The sequence below is a fragment of the Pseudoalteromonas sp. SR44-8 genome, from assembly GCF_014163635.1.
Classification (GTDB): Bacteria; Pseudomonadota; Gammaproteobacteria; order Enterobacterales; family Alteromonadaceae; genus Pseudoalteromonas; species Pseudoalteromonas rhizosphaerae.
In genome coordinates this window covers 67,514-88,029 of the sequence record NZ_JACJDS010000021.1, presented here as the reverse complement: position 1 = coordinate 88,029, position 20,516 = coordinate 67,514, and the positions used below count along the sequence as shown (strand labels likewise).

18 protein-coding genes are annotated in these 20,516 nt (G+C 41.0%); 8 read left to right on the top strand and 10 right to left on the bottom strand.

Annotated elements, in window-relative coordinates; all coding sequences use genetic code 11:
• Positions 1-350 precede the first annotated feature (350 nt).
• The 6 genes from epd (at position 351) to H5183_RS12290 (ending at position 7,682) form a co-directional block, all read left to right on the top strand.
• Positions 351-1,367 (top strand): erythrose-4-phosphate dehydrogenase, encoded by a 1,017-nt coding sequence (epd, locus tag H5183_RS12315; RefSeq protein ID WP_145235357.1) that lies wholly within the window; start codon positions 351-353, stop codon positions 1,365-1,367.
• Between the two features lie 69 nt (positions 1,368-1,436).
• The gene (locus tag H5183_RS12310; protein WP_145235359.1) at positions 1,437-2,612 is read left to right on the top strand and encodes a phosphoglycerate kinase; all 1,176 of its coding nucleotides are present in this window, start codon (positions 1,437-1,439) and stop codon (positions 2,610-2,612) included.
• A gap of 230 nt (positions 2,613-2,842) precedes the next feature.
• Positions 2,843-3,907 carry a class II fructose-bisphosphate aldolase gene (gene fba, locus H5183_RS12305; protein WP_145235361.1) on the top strand — a complete coding sequence of 355 codons (1,065 nt, stop codon included), beginning with the start codon at positions 2,843-2,845 and terminating at the stop codon, positions 3,905-3,907.
• Positions 3,908-4,532: 625 nt separating this feature from the next.
• Positions 4,533-5,222: a phosphate regulon transcriptional regulator PhoB gene (gene phoB / locus H5183_RS12300; protein ID WP_145235364.1), complete on the top strand. Its 690-nt coding sequence runs from the start codon at positions 4,533-4,535 to the stop codon at positions 5,220-5,222.
• Between the two features lie 71 nt (positions 5,223-5,293).
• Positions 5,294-6,601: a phosphate regulon sensor histidine kinase PhoR gene (gene phoR / locus H5183_RS12295; protein ID WP_149982118.1), complete on the top strand. Its 1,308-nt coding sequence runs from the start codon at positions 5,294-5,296 to the stop codon at positions 6,599-6,601.
• A gap of 112 nt (positions 6,602-6,713) precedes the next feature.
• Positions 6,714-7,682 (top strand): PstS family phosphate ABC transporter substrate-binding protein, encoded by a 969-nt coding sequence (locus H5183_RS12290; RefSeq protein WP_145235368.1) that lies wholly within the window; start codon positions 6,714-6,716, stop codon positions 7,680-7,682.
• Between the two features lie 77 nt (positions 7,683-7,759).
• Here the strand turns inward: H5183_RS12290 and mdoH are convergent, their stop codons facing one another.
• The 10 genes from mdoH to sfsA all read right to left on the bottom strand — a co-directional run bounded on the left by mdoH (position 7,760) and on the right by sfsA (position 18,213).
• Positions 7,760-9,721: a glucans biosynthesis glucosyltransferase MdoH gene (mdoH, locus tag H5183_RS12285; RefSeq protein WP_182731802.1), complete on the bottom strand. Its 1,962-nt coding sequence runs from the start codon at positions 9,719-9,721 to the stop codon at positions 7,760-7,762.
• Entirely contained in the window at positions 9,693-11,357 is a 1,665-nt protein-coding gene (locus H5183_RS12280; protein ID WP_257325401.1) for a glucan biosynthesis protein, read from the bottom strand. Before H5183_RS12280 ends, mdoH begins: the two co-directional genes overlap by 29 nt.
• 336 nt (positions 11,358-11,693) lie before the next feature.
• Positions 11,694-11,933 (bottom strand): hypothetical protein, encoded by a 240-nt coding sequence (locus H5183_RS12275; RefSeq protein WP_145235371.1) that lies wholly within the window; start codon positions 11,931-11,933, stop codon positions 11,694-11,696.
• Between the two features lie 17 nt (positions 11,934-11,950).
• Positions 11,951-12,802 (bottom strand): pantoate--beta-alanine ligase, encoded by an 852-nt coding sequence (panC, locus tag H5183_RS12270; RefSeq protein ID WP_145235373.1) that lies wholly within the window; start codon positions 12,800-12,802, stop codon positions 11,951-11,953.
• Positions 12,802-13,596: a 3-methyl-2-oxobutanoate hydroxymethyltransferase gene (gene panB, locus H5183_RS12265; RefSeq protein WP_145235375.1), complete on the bottom strand. Its 795-nt coding sequence runs from the start codon at positions 13,594-13,596 to the stop codon at positions 12,802-12,804. The genes panC and panB overlap by 1 nt, the downstream gene beginning before the upstream one ends.
• A gap of 31 nt (positions 13,597-13,627) precedes the next feature.
• Positions 13,628-14,113: a 2-amino-4-hydroxy-6-hydroxymethyldihydropteridine diphosphokinase gene (gene folK, locus H5183_RS12260; RefSeq protein WP_145235378.1), complete on the bottom strand. Its 486-nt coding sequence runs from the start codon at positions 14,111-14,113 to the stop codon at positions 13,628-13,630.
• Between the two features lie 2 nt (positions 14,114-14,115).
• A complete protein-coding gene (gene pcnB, locus H5183_RS12255; RefSeq protein ID WP_246175570.1) occupies positions 14,116-15,474 on the bottom strand; it encodes a polynucleotide adenylyltransferase PcnB in 1,359 nt (452 codons plus the stop codon).
• Positions 15,475-15,865: 391 nt separating this feature from the next.
• Positions 15,866-16,810: a tRNA glutamyl-Q(34) synthetase GluQRS gene (gluQRS, locus tag H5183_RS12250; RefSeq protein WP_182731801.1), complete on the bottom strand. Its 945-nt coding sequence runs from the start codon at positions 16,808-16,810 to the stop codon at positions 15,866-15,868.
• A 17-nt stretch (positions 16,811-16,827) separates the two neighbouring features.
• Positions 16,828-17,271: an RNA polymerase-binding protein DksA gene (dksA, locus tag H5183_RS12245; RefSeq protein WP_145235383.1), complete on the bottom strand. Its 444-nt coding sequence runs from the start codon at positions 17,269-17,271 to the stop codon at positions 16,828-16,830.
• Between the two features lie 225 nt (positions 17,272-17,496).
• Positions 17,497-18,213: a DNA/RNA nuclease SfsA gene (sfsA, locus tag H5183_RS12240; RefSeq protein ID WP_182717171.1), complete on the bottom strand. Its 717-nt coding sequence runs from the start codon at positions 18,211-18,213 to the stop codon at positions 17,497-17,499.
• Positions 18,214-18,303: 90 nt separating this feature from the next.
• Here sfsA and pepB point away from each other — a divergent pair, with 90 nt between their 5' ends.
• Both pepB and H5183_RS12230 read left to right on the top strand, forming a co-directional pair.
• Positions 18,304-19,599 carry an aminopeptidase PepB gene (gene pepB / locus H5183_RS12235; protein WP_145235388.1) on the top strand — a complete coding sequence of 432 codons (1,296 nt, stop codon included), beginning with the start codon at positions 18,304-18,306 and terminating at the stop codon, positions 19,597-19,599.
• Between the two features lie 234 nt (positions 19,600-19,833).
• Positions 19,834-20,400 (top strand): phosphoribosyltransferase, encoded by a 567-nt coding sequence (locus H5183_RS12230; RefSeq protein WP_145235390.1) that lies wholly within the window; start codon positions 19,834-19,836, stop codon positions 20,398-20,400.
• The last annotated feature ends 116 nt before the right edge of the window (positions 20,401-20,516 follow it).

The following is a 20,516-nucleotide window of genomic DNA, read 5'->3' as shown; positions in this document are numbered from 1 at the left end:
CAGCTAAAAGCAGAAACAAGCTTTAATAAAGGCATGCCCGCAAAACAGAAAAAAGCTATGCGCAGTACAGATTACCTTGAAAAGGTATTGAAATCATAGACTTTTTTCATGCTCTTGCCCTGGGTCGATTACCAAAATTGCAGCATCAAAAGCGGGCTTAACACATTTATTTAACTTTCCCTCTTATAATCAAGACAAAGGTCGATTACCAAAATTGCAGCATCAAAAGCGGGCTTAAAACATTTATTTAACTTTCCCTCTTATAATCAAGACAAAGGTCGATTACAATACGCGCATCTAAAAGGCAGGTTGCCTTTATCTGCAAGCAACTAGAGTGGATTTTCTTCTTCATGGCAATCAAACTTGCAATCAATGGTTTTGGTCGAATTGGTCGAAATATTGTTCGCGCTCTTTATGAATCGGGCTTAAGCGACGAGATCAAAATTGTTGCGATTAATGAACTTGCTGATCCTCAAGGGATCGCTCATCTTCTTAAATATGATACGTCTCATGGCCGTTTTGCGTTTCCAGTTACTTTAGGTGAAGACACCTTATCGGTAGCGGGCGATACAATTGCTTTATTTGCAGAACAAAACCCGCGTGAATTACCTTGGCAGTTACTTGATGTTGATGTGGTTTTAGAATGTACTGGTGTGTATCACTCTCGTGAACATGCGCAATTACATCTTGATGCTGGCGCAAAGAAAGTCTTATTTTCTCAGCCCGCAGATGCGGATGTTGATGCCACTATTGTTTATGGTATCAATGATGATGAACTACTCGCTGAGCATACGATTGTCTCTAATGGATCATGTACCACAAACTGTATAGTACCGGTGATTAAAGTACTTGATGATGCCTTTGGTATAGAATCAGGGGCGATTACGACTATTCATGCGTCGATGAATGATCAGCAAGTAATTGATGCTTATCATCATGATTTACGTCGTACCCGCGCTGCGAGTCAGTCGATTATTCCCGTTGATACTAAATTAGCTCGCGGTATTGAGCGTATTTTACCTAAGTTCCATGGCCGCTTTGAAGCTATTTCGGTGCGAGTACCTACTATCAATGTTACTGCGATGGATTTGAGTGTGACTGTCAACGCCGATGTTGATTTAAAAGCGGTAAATAAGGTATTAAAAGCAGCAGCGAGAGACCGCCTAGAAGGTATTTTAAGTTATACCGAAGAGCCATTGGTCTCGGTTGATTTTAATCATGACCCACATTCTTGTATTATAGATGGCACACAGACACGAGTCAGTCATAAACGACTGATAAAGTTGTTAGTGTGGTGTGATAATGAGTGGGGGTTTGCTAATAGAATGCTCGATACAGCACGAGTGATGATGGCAGCAAGTAATTAATATAAAAGTTCAAACCTAAAAATAAAACCTATATATTTCAAGTCAGTATCGTTAACTAAGGAGAAGTCCATGTCGGTCATAAATATGGCGGATTTAGATTTAAACGGCAAACGCGTGTTAATTCGTGAAGATTTAAATGTACCAGTAAAAGCAGGTAAAGTGACCTCAGATGCACGTATTCGTGCTGCATTACCGAGTATTAAATTAGCCCTTGAAAAAGGCGCTAAAGTAATGGTTATGTCACACCTAGGCCGCCCTACGGAAGGGGAATATGATGAAGCGTTTTCTTTAGCGCCAGTTGTTGATTACCTTAATGAAGCACTTGAACAAAATGTACGTCTTGAAAAAGATTACTTAAATGGCGTTGAAATTGCTGATAATGAAGTGGTCGTTTTTGAAAACGTACGCTTTAATGTTGGCGAAAGCAAAGATGACGAAGCGTTATCTAAAAAGCTTGCTGCATTATGTGATGTGTATGTAATGGATGCATTTGGTACCGCCCATCGTGCTCAAGCGTCTACCCATGGCGTTGGTTTATTTGCAGATGTTGCTTGTGCAGGCCCACTATTGGCGGCTGAATTAGAGGCATTAGGTAAAGCACTTGATAACCCCGCTCGTCCATTAGTGGCGATTGTGGGCGGCTCTAAAGTATCAACTAAACTAACAGTACTTGATTCACTTTCAACGATTGTTGATCAATTAGTCACTGGTGGCGGTATTGCAAATACCTTTATTGCTGCGGCAGGCTACCCGGTTGGTAAGTCATTATACGAAGCTGACCTAATTGATGAAGCAAATAAGCTAAGTGCGGCTGCTAAAAGTAATAATGGTGAAATACCAGTACCTACTGATGTGGTTGTTGGCAATGAGTTTTCAGAATCAGCCGTTGCAACATTAAAAGATGTTAGCGAAGTAACAGACACAGATATGATTTTTGATATTGGCCCAGATACAGCGAGCAAACTTGCAAAAATTATTGCTAATGCAGGTACTGTTGTATGGAATGGTCCAGTAGGTGTATTTGAATTTGACCAGTTTGGTAATGGCACCCGTGCTATTGCTCAAGCAATCGCTAATTCAAATGCGTTCTCAATAGCTGGTGGCGGTGATACGTTAGCAGCGATTGATAAATACGGCATTGCCGATAAAATTTCGTATATTTCAACTGGCGGTGGTGCTTTCCTTGAGTTTTTAGAAGGGAAAAAATTACCAGCAGTTGCTATGCTTGAACAACGCGCTAAGTAATTAGCGTTTACTCAATGTAGTTAGCAATTGTTAGTTTAGGCTGCTAACTACACTGAGTATGATCAGATATTAAATACCTCTCACCCTTATTTAATAGCTGGTTTTGTATGACGGTAAATTTGGCAAGAGCCAATACTATCGAGGTGCAGTGATTGCACCGAACTCAACTATTCCGTTCGAACTAGGTAGTTTTGCGCGTGCGCAGCTATCGACAATTTGGAGAATACCAAATGGCTTTAATCAGTATGCGACAACTTCTTGATCATGCAGCTGAACATGGTTATGGCGTACCAGCATTTAACGTTAATAACCAAGAGCAGATCCGCGCTATTATGATGGCGGCTGACAAAACTAACAGCCCAGTAATTGTACAAGGTTCAGCTGGCGCTCGTGCCTATGCTGGTGCCCCATTTATACGTCATATGATTTTAGCTGCGATTGAAGAGTGGCCACATATTCCAGTGGTAATGCATCAAGATCACGGTACCTCACCTGGCGTTTGCCAACGTTCAATTCAATTAGGTTTTTCATCAGTGATGATGGATGGCTCGTTAATGAGCGATGGTAAAACACCATCATCATATGAGTATAACGTTGATGTAACGCGTAAAACTGTTGAACTTGCACACTCTTGTGGTGTGTCTGTTGAAGGCGAGTTAGGTGTGCTAGGCTCACTTGAAACTGGCGAAGCTGGCGAAGAAGATGGCGTTGGTGCTGAAGGTAAACTAACCACAGACCAAATGCTAACCGATCCAGAAGAAGCGGCCGATTTTGTAAGTAAAACCCATGTTGATGCCTTAGCGATTGCGTGTGGTACTTCACACGGCGCGTATAAATTTACACGTCCGCCAACGGATGATATTTTGGCGATTGATCGTATTAAAGCGATCCACGCACGTATTCCTAACACTCACTTAGTTATGCACGGTTCGTCATCAGTGCCGCAAGAATGGCTTGAGATCATCAACCAATATGGTGGTGAGATCCCAGAAACCTATGGTGTGCCAGTTGAGCAGATCGTTGAGGGAATTAAGTTTGGTGTGCGTAAAGTAAATATCGATACAGACTTACGATTAGCATCTACAGGGGCTATTCGTCGCCATCTTGCGCTTAATCCAGCAAACTTTGATCCACGTAAGTATTTAGCTGAAGCGACAAAAGCAATGACTGAGATCTGTGTTGCACGTTATGAGTCATTTGGTACAGCGGGTCAAGCAGGTAAGATCAAACCAATCTCACTTGATGAGATGCACCTTAAATATTTAACGGGTGAATTAGATCCGAAAATTAAATAATTTAATTTATTAAGTTATAAAACAGCCAGTAGTGTTAAAGCTACTGGCTTTTTTATGCCTGATCGTAAAAGATCATTATTTTACCAAGCAGGGGCTTTGGGATCATTGCTTTACTAACTGTGCTTTGTTGGGATCAGATTTTTACTAAGGATCAGCTTGATTGGCAGAGGTTTTGTTATAAAAATAGCCATTTCAAAGCTTTGTTGTATAAATGATCAACAACTTATGGCTTTGGCTAGGTAAAACACTGATCCCAGATCTAACTCGGTTGGTAAACGAATGATCCCTGAAATGAAACTTGGTAGGATTTTGATCTCTGTTAATGATCGCCGATGTTAATAGGCGTTTTAATTGAGTTAGAGTGTGAAGATGCTTTCGTGGCTTACATCGTGATACTGTATAGTTGATTATTGAAAGGGGAATTTAATACAAAGTAGTAATGTAGCAATTATAAAGTATGATTTTTAAATGTGAAATTTGATAATGTATGCTAACTTTGTACCTTAAAAGGGTTTATTTTGCATTTTTTACCCCGCATTTCGATTTACACGTTACACTTTCATAAAAATGTCATACTTAGTCATAATAATGAAAACTAGTTCGATAACGAAAGAGATAAATTGGAATGTCACGTAAAGTACTTGTCGTCGATGACGAAGCACCGATCAGAGAGATGCTGGTTTTTGTATTAGAGCAAAATGGTTTTCAAGCAATTGAAGCGGAAGATTACGATTCAGCCATTGCAGCGATGGTAGAGCCTTATCCAGATATGGTGTTATTAGATTGGATGCTACCAGGTGGTAGTGGAATTCAAATTGCTAAAAAGTTTAAGCAAAGTGAATATACTCGCCAAATTCCTATTATTATGCTGACTGCTCGCGGCGAAGAAGAAGATAAAGTTCGCGGTCTTGAAGTCGGTGCTGATGATTATGTTACTAAACCATTTTCACCAAAAGAATTAATGGCGCGTATTAAAGCCGTTATTCGTCGTGTGTCGCCTACTTCATTGGAAGAAGCGATTGATGTACATGGTTTACGTCTTGATCCTATTTCACACCGTGTTACCTCTGAAGGTAGCGAGTTGGATATGGGACCGACAGAATTTCGCTTATTGCATTTCTTTATGACTCATCCTGAACGTGTTTATAGCCGTGAACAGCTACTAGATAACGTATGGGGGACTAATGTCTATGTTGAAGATAGAACCGTAGACGTGCATATTCGTCGCTTACGCAAAGCGATTGCACCGCTTGGTCATGACCGTTTAGTACAAACTGTACGTGGTGCAGGCTATCGTTTTTCCAGTAAATTATAAGAGTCATGGAGATGACCAAGCCAATAACTAATTTTGGCTTAAATTTACTTACTCTAAGGTAAAGTGAGTGTATGTATCGAGTTGTTAATAAGCAGGCGTTAGCAAAGCGTCTGTTTATCTATTTCCTACCTTTATTATTAATTGGCGTGCTTATTGGTGCGCCATTTTTGCTTTTATTTTTAGGATCTTTTTCACTGCTTGTTTGGCATTATCATCAACTCTATCGGCTCAGTGATTGGCTATTGAATCAACGTAGTTTTAATCCACCTGAAGGCGAGGGGGCATGGGAGCAAGTATTTGAAGGGATCTACCATTTACAACATCGCAACCGTAAAAAACGTAATGAATTAGCTGATTTGATCCGTCGTTTTCGCGATGGCGCAGAAGCAGTGCCTGATGCGGTTATTGTTCTACAACGTGATTTAAGTATTGTTTGGTGTAATCAACTAGCTTTAAAAGTGCTTGGATTACAGTGGCCAGCGGATCATGGTCAACGGCTTGACAACCTTATTCGCGATCCTAAATTTGCGAAATACATGCAAACGGAATTGTTTGATGAAGCATTAGAACTTGAAAGTGGTCACAGTGTTGAGCAAGTTTTAGAGTTTCGGGTAATGCCATATGCCAGCTCACAATTAATGGTTGTTGTGCGTGATGTCACGCGACTGAAGCAACTTGAGCAAATGCGCAAAGACTTTGTGGCCAATGTATCTCATGAGCTACGTACGCCATTAACCGTTGTTACAGGTTACTTAGAAATGTTTGATGGCGATATGGTGCCACCACCGGCAATGTGGAATAAAGCACAAGGTACTATGCTTGAACAGTGTAAACGCATGGATAGCTTGGTAAATCAGCTATTGTCGTTATCACGTATTGAAGGCGCTCGACGTCAAGATAATGATAAAGCGATCAATGTACCGCAGTTACTTAGCTATATTAGGACTGAAGCACAATCATTGAATCAAGACAAAGGGCATGAGTTGATATTTGATATTGATGCTAACGTCGATATAAAAGGCGCTGAAGAGGAGCTGCGCAGTGCCTTCTCTAATTTAGTGTTTAATGCCATTCATTACACCAAGGCGGGCGGTAAAATAACCGTAAGCTGGCAGCTAAAAGATAATCAAGCGTACTTTTCAGTGGTTGATAATGGCGATGGTATTGCACCAGAGCATATTAATCGTTTAACTGAGCGTTTTTATCGGGTTGATAAAGCGCGTAGTCGTACAACCGGTGGCTCAGGGCTGGGTTTAGCCATCACCAAACATGTATTAACTCGTCACGATAGCCAATTGATAATTAAAAGTAAATTAGGCGAAGGATCATGTTTTTCGTTTGCTTTTAGTCGTGAAAAAACAGTGCTATTAAATAATTGAGCCAAAAAGCCCAAAGTCATAAAAGTGTCATTTTAGAGTAATCTAACTGTCATCTATTCTCTTTAGAGTAGACGACAGTTAAGAAATAGACGAACAAAATCGGAGCAACCTAATGAGATTTAAAAACCTAGTAGCCGCAATGGGTGTGGCAGTAACAACATTTGTATCTGCACAAGCAATGGCAGTAGATACAGTTATTCCTGAGTATCAAAAAACCAGTGGTATTTCAGGTAATTTTTCATCTGTGGGCTCTGATACTTTAGCCAACATGATGACCTTTTGGGCTGAAGAATATAAACGTATTTACCCAAATGTGAACATCCAAATTCAAGCGGCTGGTTCATCTACTGCGCCACCGGCATTGACAGAAGGCACAGCAAACTTTGGCCCGATGAGCCGCAGAATGAAATCAAAAGAAATCGAAGCGTTTGAAAAACGTTACGGTTATAAACCTACCGAAGTACGTGTAGCGATTGATGCATTGGCAGTATTTGTTCATAAAGACAATCCAATTGAAGGTTTACGTATCGACCAAATCGATGCGATTTTCTCTTCAACTCGTAAATGTGGTGCTGATGCAGATGTGACTCGTTGGAGTGATGTAGGTTTAACGGGGAATTGGGCTGCAAAAGACATTCAGCTTTATGGCCGTAATTCTGTATCTGGTACTTACGGATACTTTAAAAACAAAGCGCTATGTAAAGGTGACTTCCGTAACAACGTGAACGAGCAACCAGGTTCAGCATCGGTAGTGCAATCAATTTCTTCATCAGTGAATGCAATTGGTTACTCAGGTATCGGTTATAAAACATCAGGCGTACGTACTGTACCACTGGCGAAAAAAGGCGATAACTTTGTTGATGCAACACTTGAAAATGTAGCAACAGGTAAATACCCACTGTCGCGCTTTTTATATGTTTATGTGAATAAACACCCGAATAAACCGCTTGCACCTATTGAAGCAGAGTTCTTAAAAATGGTGTTATCACAAGATGGCCAAAAAATTGTAGAGAAAGATGGTTATGTACCACTTTCTGGCAAGATGGCAATGGGCGAACTTAAGAAGCTAGGTCTTCTTTAAACTTAACGCCAACTATGAGTTAATAAAAAACCGCGCAATGTAAATTGCGCGGTTTTTTTATATCAACTAAGTTCAGGTTAGTTAAATAGTTTCTTTTTGAGCTGTTGATGGGCATTTAAAACGCGTTTACGTTTACTTAAACCTTGGCGCTTAAAGCTCTGAATTGGCATTACGCTAGATTGCTCTTGCCCCAATGTAGGGATTGTAAAGTTAGCAACATCATCATTCGGTAATGCTATTTCTTGCTCATGTACACGTAAGGCTGCAAGGGTGTCGTTATTATCAACTTCACTCGGGCAAATAAATATGCCCATTTTACGTAATTTAACGCCTAAGCCTATGCTACTTGAATATCGTACAATTGGGGCTGCTAAGATCAATCCAACTAAAATCGGCGATAACCACCAAAAGAATACAGGCGTAAAGTAATAAGCAATACCGCCCCAAGCTAAGGCGATTAAGGTTGATAGTAATGTGTAACCTATCGCTTCTTGCCACGGAACCATGCGGCCTGATCGAGGCTGGGCGTCCCACGTTACTTTTTTACCTAAAAATACACACACCACAAAGTAGCTATGAAAAACCATCATCAGCGGGGCGATAATAATGGCAAACACGGTTTCAATGATTGAGCCTAAAATTAATTTAAATGAGCCGCCAAATTGTTTATTACGATGGATCAGTGTGACAATAATCCCCATTAATTTCGGTAATAATAACAACACAATTGTGACAAAAAGCAACGAGTTAATTAATTCTGTTTTTGCTATTTGCCAAGTCGGAAATAATTGATATGCCTGATTAAAATAGACATTACTGTTTAGTGCGCGGGTGACCGCATCTATGGTACTTAGCACTAACATTGATAACCAAATTAATGATGAAATATATGCCGTTGCACCTAATAAAAAGTGCAGCTTGCTGATTATTTTTAAACCCGACGCAGGTAACAAACCTAAATGTTGAATGTTGCCTTGCACCCAACGCCTGTCGCGAATAGCGTAATCTAAAATATTACTCGGTACTTCTTCGTAGCTACCTTGTATATCACTGAGTAATAATACATCCCAGCCAGAACGATGCAGTAATGATGCTTCGACAAAGTCATGACTTAAAATTTCGCCGCCGAAAGGGGCATTACCTTTGAGCACCGGTAAACCGCAGCAATCAATAAACGCTTTAACCCGAATGACGGCATTGTGGCCCCAGTAATTAGCGTGATTAGTCTGCCAAAAAGCTGAACCGGTTGCTAGCATTGGACTATAAAGTACTGACGCAAACTGTAGAAAGCGACCAAAGAAGGTATCTTGCCTAACAGGGATCGGAATCGTTTGAATAAGCCCAGCTTGTGGATTGTTGATCATGCTGCTGGTGAGCTCAAGCATACACTGACCCGTCATGATGCTATCTGCATCAAGTACAATCATGTGCTCGTATTTACTGCCCCAACGCTCGCAAAAGTCAGTTAAGTTACCTACTTTACGGTGTTTGTTATCTTCACGGCGGCGGTAAAAAGTTTGTTTGGCAAAATCACCTAGGCGTTCGGTCAAGGCATGCCACGCTTTTAGCTCATTGTTAGCTATTTCTTTATCTTGTGTATCACTTAATAAGTAGAAATCAAAATGCGCAAATTGGCCTGTTTTTATCAGTGAACGTAAGCTCACTTCAAAACCTGCGATAACTCGCTGCGTATCTTCATTGTAGATAGGCATAACGACAGCAGTTCTGGTTTTACTCAATGCTTGCTGATCAATTTCGATTGCTTTTTGGCGCGTCAGTGTCAGCGGGTCAATTCTAAATAATTGTAAAATAAATCCCATACAGCCACTGCAAAATGCGGTCACAATCCAAGTGAAGGTAATTGAAAACAGCGCAAGTAATGCATACTCAAGCGGGGTCATGCCATTTGAATTTAAAATATCAAACATGATCCACATACCATAAGCTGAGATGGCTAACACTAACAGTGAAAAAAGCCATACACGAGTCTTTTTAAAAGGCATTGTACTGTTACTCGACGTCATTTGGATACCAGACATAACTCCATACCTCGCTAACTTCTTTGTCACGTAGTGTTAATGATAAGCGCATGTCTACAGGCTTACCGCCCTCTGGCGCGACTTTAAAAGCAACACGCCATCCTTCATTATTTGGTAATTGTTGAACTGTTTTATCGCTTATTTCACCTGAATTTAGGGTCAAATTAGCAAGCAATTTTAGTTTGGCTGACAAGTTGTTAATATTGTCACCAGTGAAGTCAACCGTAAATTGGCGATGACTTTTTGGTGGTGGATTTTCTTCACCGGGTAATGCAGCACTGCCAATGCGAGTGCGTAAAACTCGGGCTTTATCTTGGCTTGCAAGCGCCGCGTTAAATGTTGACAATTTATAACTAAAACTAAGTGTTTCACCTGCTTTAAGTGGTTGCTCTGGTACCCAATAGCTAACGATATTGTCATTGGTCTCGGTATCAGTCGGTATTTCTACTAACTCAACTCGACCATTTCCCCATTGTCCTTGTGGTTCAATCCACAGGCTTGGGCGGGCATGATAATGTGCCTCAGTATCGAGATAGTTATTAAACTCACGGTCGCGCTGTGCTAGTCCAAAACCTTTTGGATTGTCATAACCAAATGACGTTACACTAAGCTGTTTAGGGTTATTTAGCGGACGCCACACCCATTTATTGTCTTGTGATTGCATTAGTAAACCATCAGAGTCATGTACTTCTGGTCGGTAATCATCAAAGAATTTAGTGCTATTTTCGCCGTGGTAAAACATGCTTGTAAGCGGTGCTATACCTAGTTTTTTGATATCTTTTCGGGCGAATATTTGCATTTTAGTTGTTACTTCAGTTGCTGTTGATGGACTGATCTCAAAACGATATGCGCCAGTAACAGAAGGACTATCAAGTAATGCATATAGCACAATATGTGTGTCTTCAGGTTTTGGCTTAACTAACCAAAACTCTTTAAATACTGGAAACTCTTCACCAGAGCTGAGTGCTGTATCAATCGCTAGGCCACGTGCTGAAATACCATACACTTGATCAGGGCCCACTATGCGAAAATATGAAGCGCCTTGAAATACAGCAACTTCATCTTTGTAGTCGTTATTGTTTAGAGGAAAGTGTAATCTAAAACCGGCATGCCCCAACTGAGTGGTGCCTAAAGCCGCGGTAATTTCCTGCTCAAGTGGTGCTGCGGTGCCATCATAGCGGTAGTAATCAGTTTTAAATGGTAGATTTTTTACCTTTGCATCAGCATCAACTGTGTTAATCGCGATAGGGTTTTTATAGAGAAAACCTGGATGGAATAACTGTACCTCATATAAACTTTCATCTTTCCAGATCGCATGATCTTGACGAAAACGAATCGCTCGATAGTCCTGATAATTAATATTATTTAACGCATCAACAGCAATTACGGGAGCTGCTACGTAGTCTTTGGCAGCCAGTTGTTTGGCTCTAGCTGTTACCACCGCAAATAATTTTTCAGAAGGGATTGTAAGCAAAGTTGGCTGTGTAGTTGGTACAGCATCAGCAGTATCCGCATCAGATTTTGTTATTGGTTGTTCTGCCGCACTGACATTACATGCACACAAGGCTAATAATGCACCTAATAATACCCTCGTTTTAAATGATGGATACAGAGCTGCCCGCGTTATCGTTTCCATGAGGTTTTTTCCTTTAGCCGTTATCTGGTTAATTTTAAAATGCTTTAGTTAGTTGAATTCAAGTTTGCAAAAAACGAACCTAAAATAAACTTATATATTTCAATGACTTTATATTTACTAGTATCGTAGAGGGTGTACTTTCTTTGTATAAACTGAAAATAATTACACGCAATGTATGACTACTTATTACTAATGTCAGTAGATATTACTAGAGTAAACCTTGCTATAAGGTGAATGGCAGAAAAATCACGATGGTTGGATGTAGAAAGTTTGCCTAAAGTAGGCGCTGGGAGGGAGGAAACTTGCCAATCATGATAATTGGCAAGTTAACATTAGTTATTGCACATTACCTAATGCTTGGGCATTTGCTTTGCATTGGTTATAGGCTTCAATACATTTAGTATTACATACTTTATATACCATGCCTTCGCCGGTGCTTTGCTGTTCGCAGTTCACTTCACATTGATAATTCTGTTGTGCGCATTGCTGCATTTCTGGATTTTCTATTTGGTTTTGACACCCAGCTAATATGCCTATACACAGCGAAATGCTTGATAATTTTAATAATGAATTCATGCTTATCCCAATTATTGTTATGTAATATCAACGAGCAGATTGTCTATTAGCCTTACTGGCCCTAAGAAGGCTGCCGCCAAAATCACTAGTTGACTATCATTGAGTGTAGCTTTTTTTAAGGTATCGCGCTGAGCTATTTCAAAGTAGTCAATTTTGAGCCCTGCTTGCTCTAGTTGCTGCTTTGCTTGTCGGCATATGTCGTCAAAATCACGCAGCCCCGAGTTTAACTGTTCTGCGCTCCAATTAAGGGTTTTAAATAGCACTGTCGCTGTTTCTTTTTGAGCTTCTGATAAGTAGCCATTGCGAGAGCTCATAGCTAACCCAGACACTTCACGGCTGGTTGCAACGCCAATAATTTCTACTGGAATTGACAGGTCATGAGCCATGGTTTTAATCACTTGCAACTGTTGATAGTCTTTTTCACCAAAGCACGCATAGTCAGGTTGTACTAAGTTAAATAATTTAGTAACCACCGTTGCTACACCGCGAAAATGACCTGGACGTGATCCGCCGCAATAACCCATTGATATATTTGGCACATCGACAAAGCTTTGCGCATCTAAACCGTTAGGGTAAATGGCTTCCACACTTGGGGTAAATACAATATCAGTACCAAGCTCTGCCAGTCCTTGTTTATCCGCAATGAGGGTGCGCGGGTAGTTATCAAGATCTTCGTTGACACCAAATTGCATTGGGTTTACAAAAATACTAACCACGACTTTATCAGCCATGTTTTTGGCTTTCTCAACGAGTGAAAAATGCCCTTGATGTAGATTACCCATAGTTGGCACTAGTGCTACACTAAGCCCTGCTTGGCGCCATGCTTTAATTTGACTACGTAATGATTTTATTTCAGTGATCGACTGCATTATTTAAACTCATGTTCCGTGCTTGGAAAAGCACCACTTTTAACGTCGCTACAATATTTTTTAACCGCATCCGGCATATTGCCTGTTTCGAGTAAAAAGTTTTTAGAAAATTTAGGGATGTAACCTGCTGAAATGCCAACTAAGTCATGCATGACTAGAATTTGGCCATCAGTTTGATTACCTGCACCAATACCAATGGTAGGAATATTAACCGCGTCAGTAATTAATTTGGCAAGTTCAGATGGAATACATTCAAGAACCAGCATTTGTGCGCCTGCCGCGGCAAGCGCCTGAGCATCGCTAATCATTTTTTGTGCTTGTTGTTCACTACGGCCTTGGATTTTAAAACCACCAAACACATGTACTGATTGCGGTGTTAAGCCTAAATGTCCACATACCGGTATACCTTGTTGAGTCAGCGCAACAACTGAGTCATACAGCCATTCGCCCCCCTCAAGTTTGACCATGTTAGCGCCAGCTCGCATTAATTCTGCTGCATTTTTACAGCTCTCGGCTGGGTTTGAGTAGGTCATAAATGGCATATCTGCAATGACGAATAAATCACGGCTCCCGGCGCGTACGCTGCGAGTATGATATGCAATATCTTGATTGGTGACAGCCAGTGTATCGTCGCCACCTTGTAACACCATGCCTAACGAATCACCGACTAAAATAACGTCTACGCCGTTATCATGAAATAACTTTGCAAAGCTGGCATCGTAGGCCGTTAATGCCGTGATTTTTTGTTGGTCTGCTTTCATTTTATTAAGCGTAGAAACGGTTATTTTAGACATAGTATCCTCGTAGGCAACGGCCTGAAATTAATTACAGAGGTAATTGTTGTAATTCGTTTAGTGCCAAATTAGTGCTAATACTGTGAAGTAATATACCATTTGGCAGCGTAATATTTGGGGCTATTTCAAGTAGCGGGTAAACCACAAACTCGCGTTCAGTTAGACCATAATGTGGCACAATTAAACGCTCGCTATTAATGACTTGATCACCAAATAATAAAATATCAATATCTAAGGTGCGCGGCCCCCAGCGCTGTGCTTTTCGTACTCGACCGTGTTCAAGTTCTATCTGTTGTGTTAAATCAAGCAACTGCTCAGGTAATAGCGTGGTTTTTAGCGCCGCAACAGCGTTAACGTAGTCAGGTTGATCTTGCGGGCCCATCGGTTTACTAGCGTAATAATGCGATACACCAATAAACTCGCAATCAGCCAATGCACGCAGTGCTGCAACAGCATGATCTAGCTGAGTACGAGGGGCGTTTAAATTAGCCCCTAAACCAAGGTAGACGGTTTCCATGATCATTCAGCCGCTGGTTTTGGGCTGCGGCGGCGAGTACGACGACGGCCTTTTGTTGCGCCTTGCGTACCTAACGCTTTAACTAGCTCTTTTTGACCATTGATGTCTTGTTTTAAATAGTCAGTCCACCAGTTAACTAATTGCTGATGCTGTTTTTCACCGGCCTGTACGCGCAAAAGTAAAAAGTCATACGCAGCTTTAAAGCGTGGTTGCTGTGTCAGGCGATATGCACGTTGTCCTGAGCGTTTATCTAAGCGGTGTTGAATATGCCAGATATCACGAGCGCCAAGGGTAAAGCGTTTTGGTACGGCGATATGTTGGGCATTATCACTGAGTACTTTGTTCATACCTTGAGCGAAAGCATCGTATTCAGATAGTTGCTCTTGTTCTTGCAGTGCTTTAGTGATCTGCAATAATGGGAACCATAACAATGCAGCAAAAATAAATGCTGGAGTTACTTTTTTCTCCGCATTAATACGCTCATCTGTATTACGGAACATCTGTTGAATTAAAGCGAATTCTAAGCCATCAGGATTACTATCTAAAATACTATCAAGGGCTGGAAATAATGATTTGAAAAGGCCATATTTACGTAGCATTAAAAAGTTTGCTTCGGCCTTGCCATTTAAAAACAGTTTCAGTGTTTCTTCAAATAACCGCGCTGCAGGTATATTATCTAACAGGCTTGCTAATTCATTTAATGGTTGCTCGGTTGCCGGTGCAATCGACATATCGAGTTTGGTTGCAAAGCGAACTGCGCGCAGCATACGTACAGGATCTTCGCGGTAACGGGTTGCTGGATCACCAATCATCTCGATTTGTCGAGCGTTAATAGCTGCTAAGCCATTAGCATAATCATGGATTGAAAAATCATTAATTGAATAATATAACGCATTGATTGAAAAATCGCGGCGTTCAGCATCTTCTTCAATACTACCAAAAACATTATCGCGCAGCAGTTGTCCTTGGTCACTCGATTGGCTAATTTGGTTTTTATCTTCAGGCGCTTCGTGATGACCACGCATGGTGGCCACTTCGATTATTTCACGACCAAAAACAATGTGTGCTAAACGAAAGCGACGGCCAATTAAGCGGCAATTACGAAATAGCTTTTTAACCTGATCAGGAGTGGCATTGGTGACCACATCAAAATCTTTTGGTTGTTGACCTAACAAAATATCACGAATGCAACCACCAACAAGGTAGGCATCAAAGCCTCCGTCTTTCAGGCGATATAATACCTTGATTGCATTTGGGCTAAATTGTTTACGAGAAATACCATGCTCATTGCGTCCAACTATTAAAGGCTGCGCAGAGACTTGGGTATGTTCGGCTGTTACAGAGGCGGTTGGGCCAATAATTTGCCGACAAAATTGAAAAAGCTTGGAAATAATAATCTGTCTCCTACAGAATTCGGTTATTTGATGGACGCCATCAAAATCAAACCAAGTATAGCTTCACTTTGCTATTAACTGCACATGTGTTGCGTTTACTTGGTAATACCTATGGTATTAGAGTCTTGTTCATTCTAGTCAGTTAAACAGTCATTGCTAGGGTTAAAATTTTCTAGCATAACGATGCTGGAAATTATTATCCTGTTATTGAGCTACTTGACTGTTGCTATAATAGTGTACAACCTTAACGCAATTGGTATTAATTAAATGAATTGCACATTTAAGGTGGGCTATCATATACCAGCACAGCTTAAAAATTAAGTTGAAGGCCTTAAAATTAGCCCTTTTTAGTGAATTTTTATTTGTTTAAATGCGTAAAGGCGGTTGTATGACTGTGCGGGTTTTGCGAAATTTGAATTTGTGTCATTTTAGGGACGTTTTGCAAGCTGTAATTGTCGACTGCCCAAGCTAGCATTTGCTCGATATTTAGTTCAAGTAATTCATCCTTTGGCGCCAACCCTAAAAATTCGAATGCACTCAGCAAAGCCGGTTTGGGGTTACTTTTGCTAATAGCTGGGGCATAGTTTTGTTTTGATAATTTAAACCCAGGTTTAGCGACTGCTAATGGTAAATGTGCGTAATGGGGGGCCGTGGCAGCTAATTGTTTAAATAAACTCAATTGGCGTGCGGTTGGTTCAAGCAAGTCTGCGCCGCGTACGACATTAGTGATACCTTGGGCAATATCGTCTGCGACCACCACTAGTTGATAAGCAAATAGCCCATCACTGCGCTTTATTAAGTAATCTTCGTGGGCGAGATCATGAGCTACATTTATCTCACCTTGAATGAGATCATGGTATTGGCATGTAGCATGTTGCTGAATTAAACGCAGTGCGCTGCTGTTCTGACTATGCTTTAAATGACGACAATGGCCTTGATAAATACCGCCAAGCGCTTTAATTTCTTTGCGCGAGCAGTGGCAAGCATAAATTAGGTGCTGGTTATTTAGATTATTAATGGTATGCGCATACAAGTCATGGCGTTGAGTTTGATAGGCTACGTCTTCATCCCAGAACAAACCATAGGCTTCTAAGGTATTGAGAATATCTTTAGCGGCGCCGTCTACAACACGTGTGGTGTCGATATCTTCAATACGGACTAACCAAGTGCCTTGGTTGCTTTTCGCGTCAAGGTAGCTGCCCACAGCCGCCACAAGAGAACCAAAATGAAGTGGTCCAGAAGGTGACGGCGCAAAGCGACCGCGATAGTTGCGCATAGGCGCAGTAACGGCTGTGGTAGACATTGATTAATTACTAGTAATTAACCACGTCCAGATTGTTTTTCTTTGATTTCCGCAAGCGTTTTACAGTCTACACACAAGTCAGCTGTAGGACGTGCTTCTAAACGGCGGATACCAATTTCAATCCCGCACGAATCGCAAAAACCAAAATCATCTTCTTTGATTAATTGGATCGTTTTTTCAATTTTTTTGATCAGTTTACGTTCACGGTCACGAGTACGAAGTTCTAAAGAGAACTCTTCTTCTTGTGCTGCGCGGTCAACTGGATCAGGGAAGTTAGCAGCTTCGTCTTGCATATGCGATTTAGTTCGGTCAACTTCATTGCGTAAATCGTTGCGCCATGCTTCCAAAATAGTTTTGAAATGAGTGCGTTGTGCATCATTCATATACTCTTCGCCCGGCTTTTCCTGGTATGGTTCTAATCCGGCCTGAGCCAATAACCCTAATTTTTTTTGGTCTGGCATAACTTTCTCCTAAATCCTTAATATAATGCCCAGCATGAGCCGGCGGCTATAAATAACAGAATCCTATGGCCTAGGCAAATTTATTTTTCATTAATTAGTCCTACTTAAACCGCATCAATAAAATTAAAAAAGGTACGATAAGTGGTTTTTACACCCATTACTTATAGATAAGTGCTTAAAAACTTGCCTTGTTATATGGGCGAAAACCTTAAAAACAAGTCGCTTTTAATTAAAAGTGAGCTTTTCTATTAGTGTAATTTCAGCGCTCGAAATATCTGCTTTATAAGCAACTACTTCTACACCTTTAGTAATTGCCAAATCAACTAGTTGGGCGTACTTTTCGTCAATATGGCGCGCCGCACTAACTTGCTTAATCCCTTGATGTAATACTGCAAACAGCAGCACTGCACGATGGCCTTGTGCAACCATTTCAATTAATTCACGAATATGCTTTTGACCGCGAAGAGTTTCGGCATCAGGGAAGTAACCTTGGCCACTTTGTGGGGCATTTTGACTGAGTAAAGTGACAGATTTTACTTCTACATAGCAGTCTGGGCGTTGGGGAGCTGTAAGTAAAAAATCGATACGGCTATTTTCATCACCATATTTAACCTCTGGCTGTATTTTAGTGTAGCCGTTAAGCTCGCTGATTAGCGCTGCATGAAGTGCTTCTGCAACGATTTTATTCGCGATTGCCGTATTTACACAGATCAGATGGCCAAACTGGTTTTGCGTCAATTCTAATGAGTGAGGATATTTTCTTTTTTGATTGCTACTGGTGGAATAAAAGGCTGCAAAGTCAGGCTCCGCGCAACCAGTCATTTTACCTGTGTTGGCACAATGGGCGGTAAACTCTGAGCCATCGCTAAGGCGTAAATCGGCTAAAAAACGTTTGTAGCGTTTGATTAAAGTAGCGTGTTGGAGTGGCGTTGTATATTTCATTATTTTAGTTATTTGGTCTCAAGCAGTTGGGAAGTTGTTGTGGCTATAGTAAACTCATTGTCACTATTTTAGCGCAAAGAGTATTCTAACATGTCTGAAAAATTTGTTGTTCAATTAAGCGAGCAGGGTGCTGCATCGCATTGGGGCGAAACCGCCACGTTATCTTTTAATGAGCACGGTGCAACGGTTCATTTATCTGAACAAGAAACATTAGTAAATGTACAAAAAGCCGCGCGCAGTATTGCCAATCAAGGCGTTAAAAATGTCGTGCTAGCTGGTGATTGCTGGTGTACAGAAACACAGTGGGCTTTTTATCAAGGGTTTGTATCGCCTAAGTCATTACACGGTGTTGAATTTGCTGAAAATGCTAAAACAGATAGCCAAGAGCTTGCTTCATTACTTCGTTCTGCTACTTGGGCGCGTGAAATGATCAATGGCACGGCGGATGACATTTTCCCTGAAAGTTTAGCTGGTAAAGCTGCTGAATTTATTCAATCACTAGCTCCTGAACACGTGAGCTATCAAATCATCAAAGGTGATGCGCTACTTGAGCAGCAGTGGATTGGTATCCATGCTGTTGGTCGCGGTAGTGAGCGCCCACCTGTATTACTTGCACTTGATTACAATCCAACTGGCGATGAAAATGCGCCTGTGGATGCAGCGCTTGTTGGTAAGGGGATTACTTTTGACTCTGGCGGTTATTCAATTAAAGCCAGCGAAGGTATGTTAGGTATGAAGTGCGACATGGGCGGTGCTGCAACGGTTACCGCAGGTTTGGCATTGGCTATTAGTCGTGGTATTAATAAACGTATTAAACTGTTTTTATGCTGTGCTGAGAACCTTATTTCAGGCCATGCATATAAGCTGGGTGATATCCTTACCTATAAAAACGGCACGACAGTTGAGATTGTTAACACTGACGCTGAAGGACGCTTAGTACTTGCTGATGGCTTAATGGCTGCAGCTGAAACAGGTGCTCCTTTAATTATTGATGCGGCGACACTAACAGGCGCTGCGCTAGTTGCTGTTGGTCAAGAGTACAATGCCTTATTTGGACTTGATAAAGAGTTTGTACGTGAAGTTGAAGGCTTTGCTGGACAAGAAATGGAAGGCGCGTGGCCACTACCACTTGAAAAGTGGCATCAACAAAACTGTCCTTCACCATACGCTGATACAGCTAACAGCCGTGCCCAAAAAGGCGGTGGTTATGGTGGTGCATCAAATGCTGCTGGTTTCTTGTCACGCTTTGTACCAAACGACGGCAAAGGCTGGGTGCATATGGATTTAGCGGCAGCGTTTAATATGGGTAGCACAAGTCAATGGGCTGCCGGTGCGACAACAGTCGGGATGCGCACAGTTGCACGTACTTTACTAGAAAAAGCGTAATCTTGAATATGTTTAAAAAAGCGCTGTTTTAGGCGCTTTTTTGTTGGCTATAAAAATGTAATTACAAACAGAAACAAGCTTTTTTAGTTTATTTGCGCTAAAATCTCGCCCCACTTTTGCATTTCAAGTGATTAAGGTTTGAAGTTATATTTCTTACATTAAAAGCGCTGCTTTTATTTAAGTCGTATTCATAAACTATACTTGAATGATCAACTCACACTGGGAATTCTAATTATGTCAGATAAGTGCTACATCACAGCGCAACAATTGCTTGAAGATTCATTTCGCGTTGCGGCGCAAGTATACCAAGATGGTTTTCGTCCTGATTTTATTATTGGTATTTGGCGTGGTGGTGCCCCAATTGGGATTGCAGTGCAAGAGTATTATGATTATAAGGGCATAGAGACAGATCATATCGCGGTACGAACTTCATCATATTACGGTATTAATAAGCAGTCGAAAGAAATTAAAGTACATGGCTTACACTACATTATTGAAAATGCTAACGCAGGTGACTCGTTATTGATTGTTGATGATGTATTTGATTCAGGGCGTAGTATTTTTGCACTGAAAGAAAAACTTTCGGAATTGATGCGTTTAAACTTACCTAAAGATATCCGCATTGCATGCCCGTATTACAAACCAAAAAATTCTAAAGTTGATATGAAACCTGACTACTACATTCATGAATCAGAAGAGTGGTTAGTATTCCCGCATGAACTATCGGGTTTAACACCTGATGAGATCATCGCTGGTAAAACAGATTTAGTAAAAATACACGATATTTTATTAGCAAAATAAATCTATCGAGTAAAAATAAAAAAGGCCTTAATTAGGGTCTGTTGACCATTGTGGATTGAAATTTGTTCAATCTAGGGGCGATTTAATCGCGGCGCGAGATTTGTAACCTAGTGGGC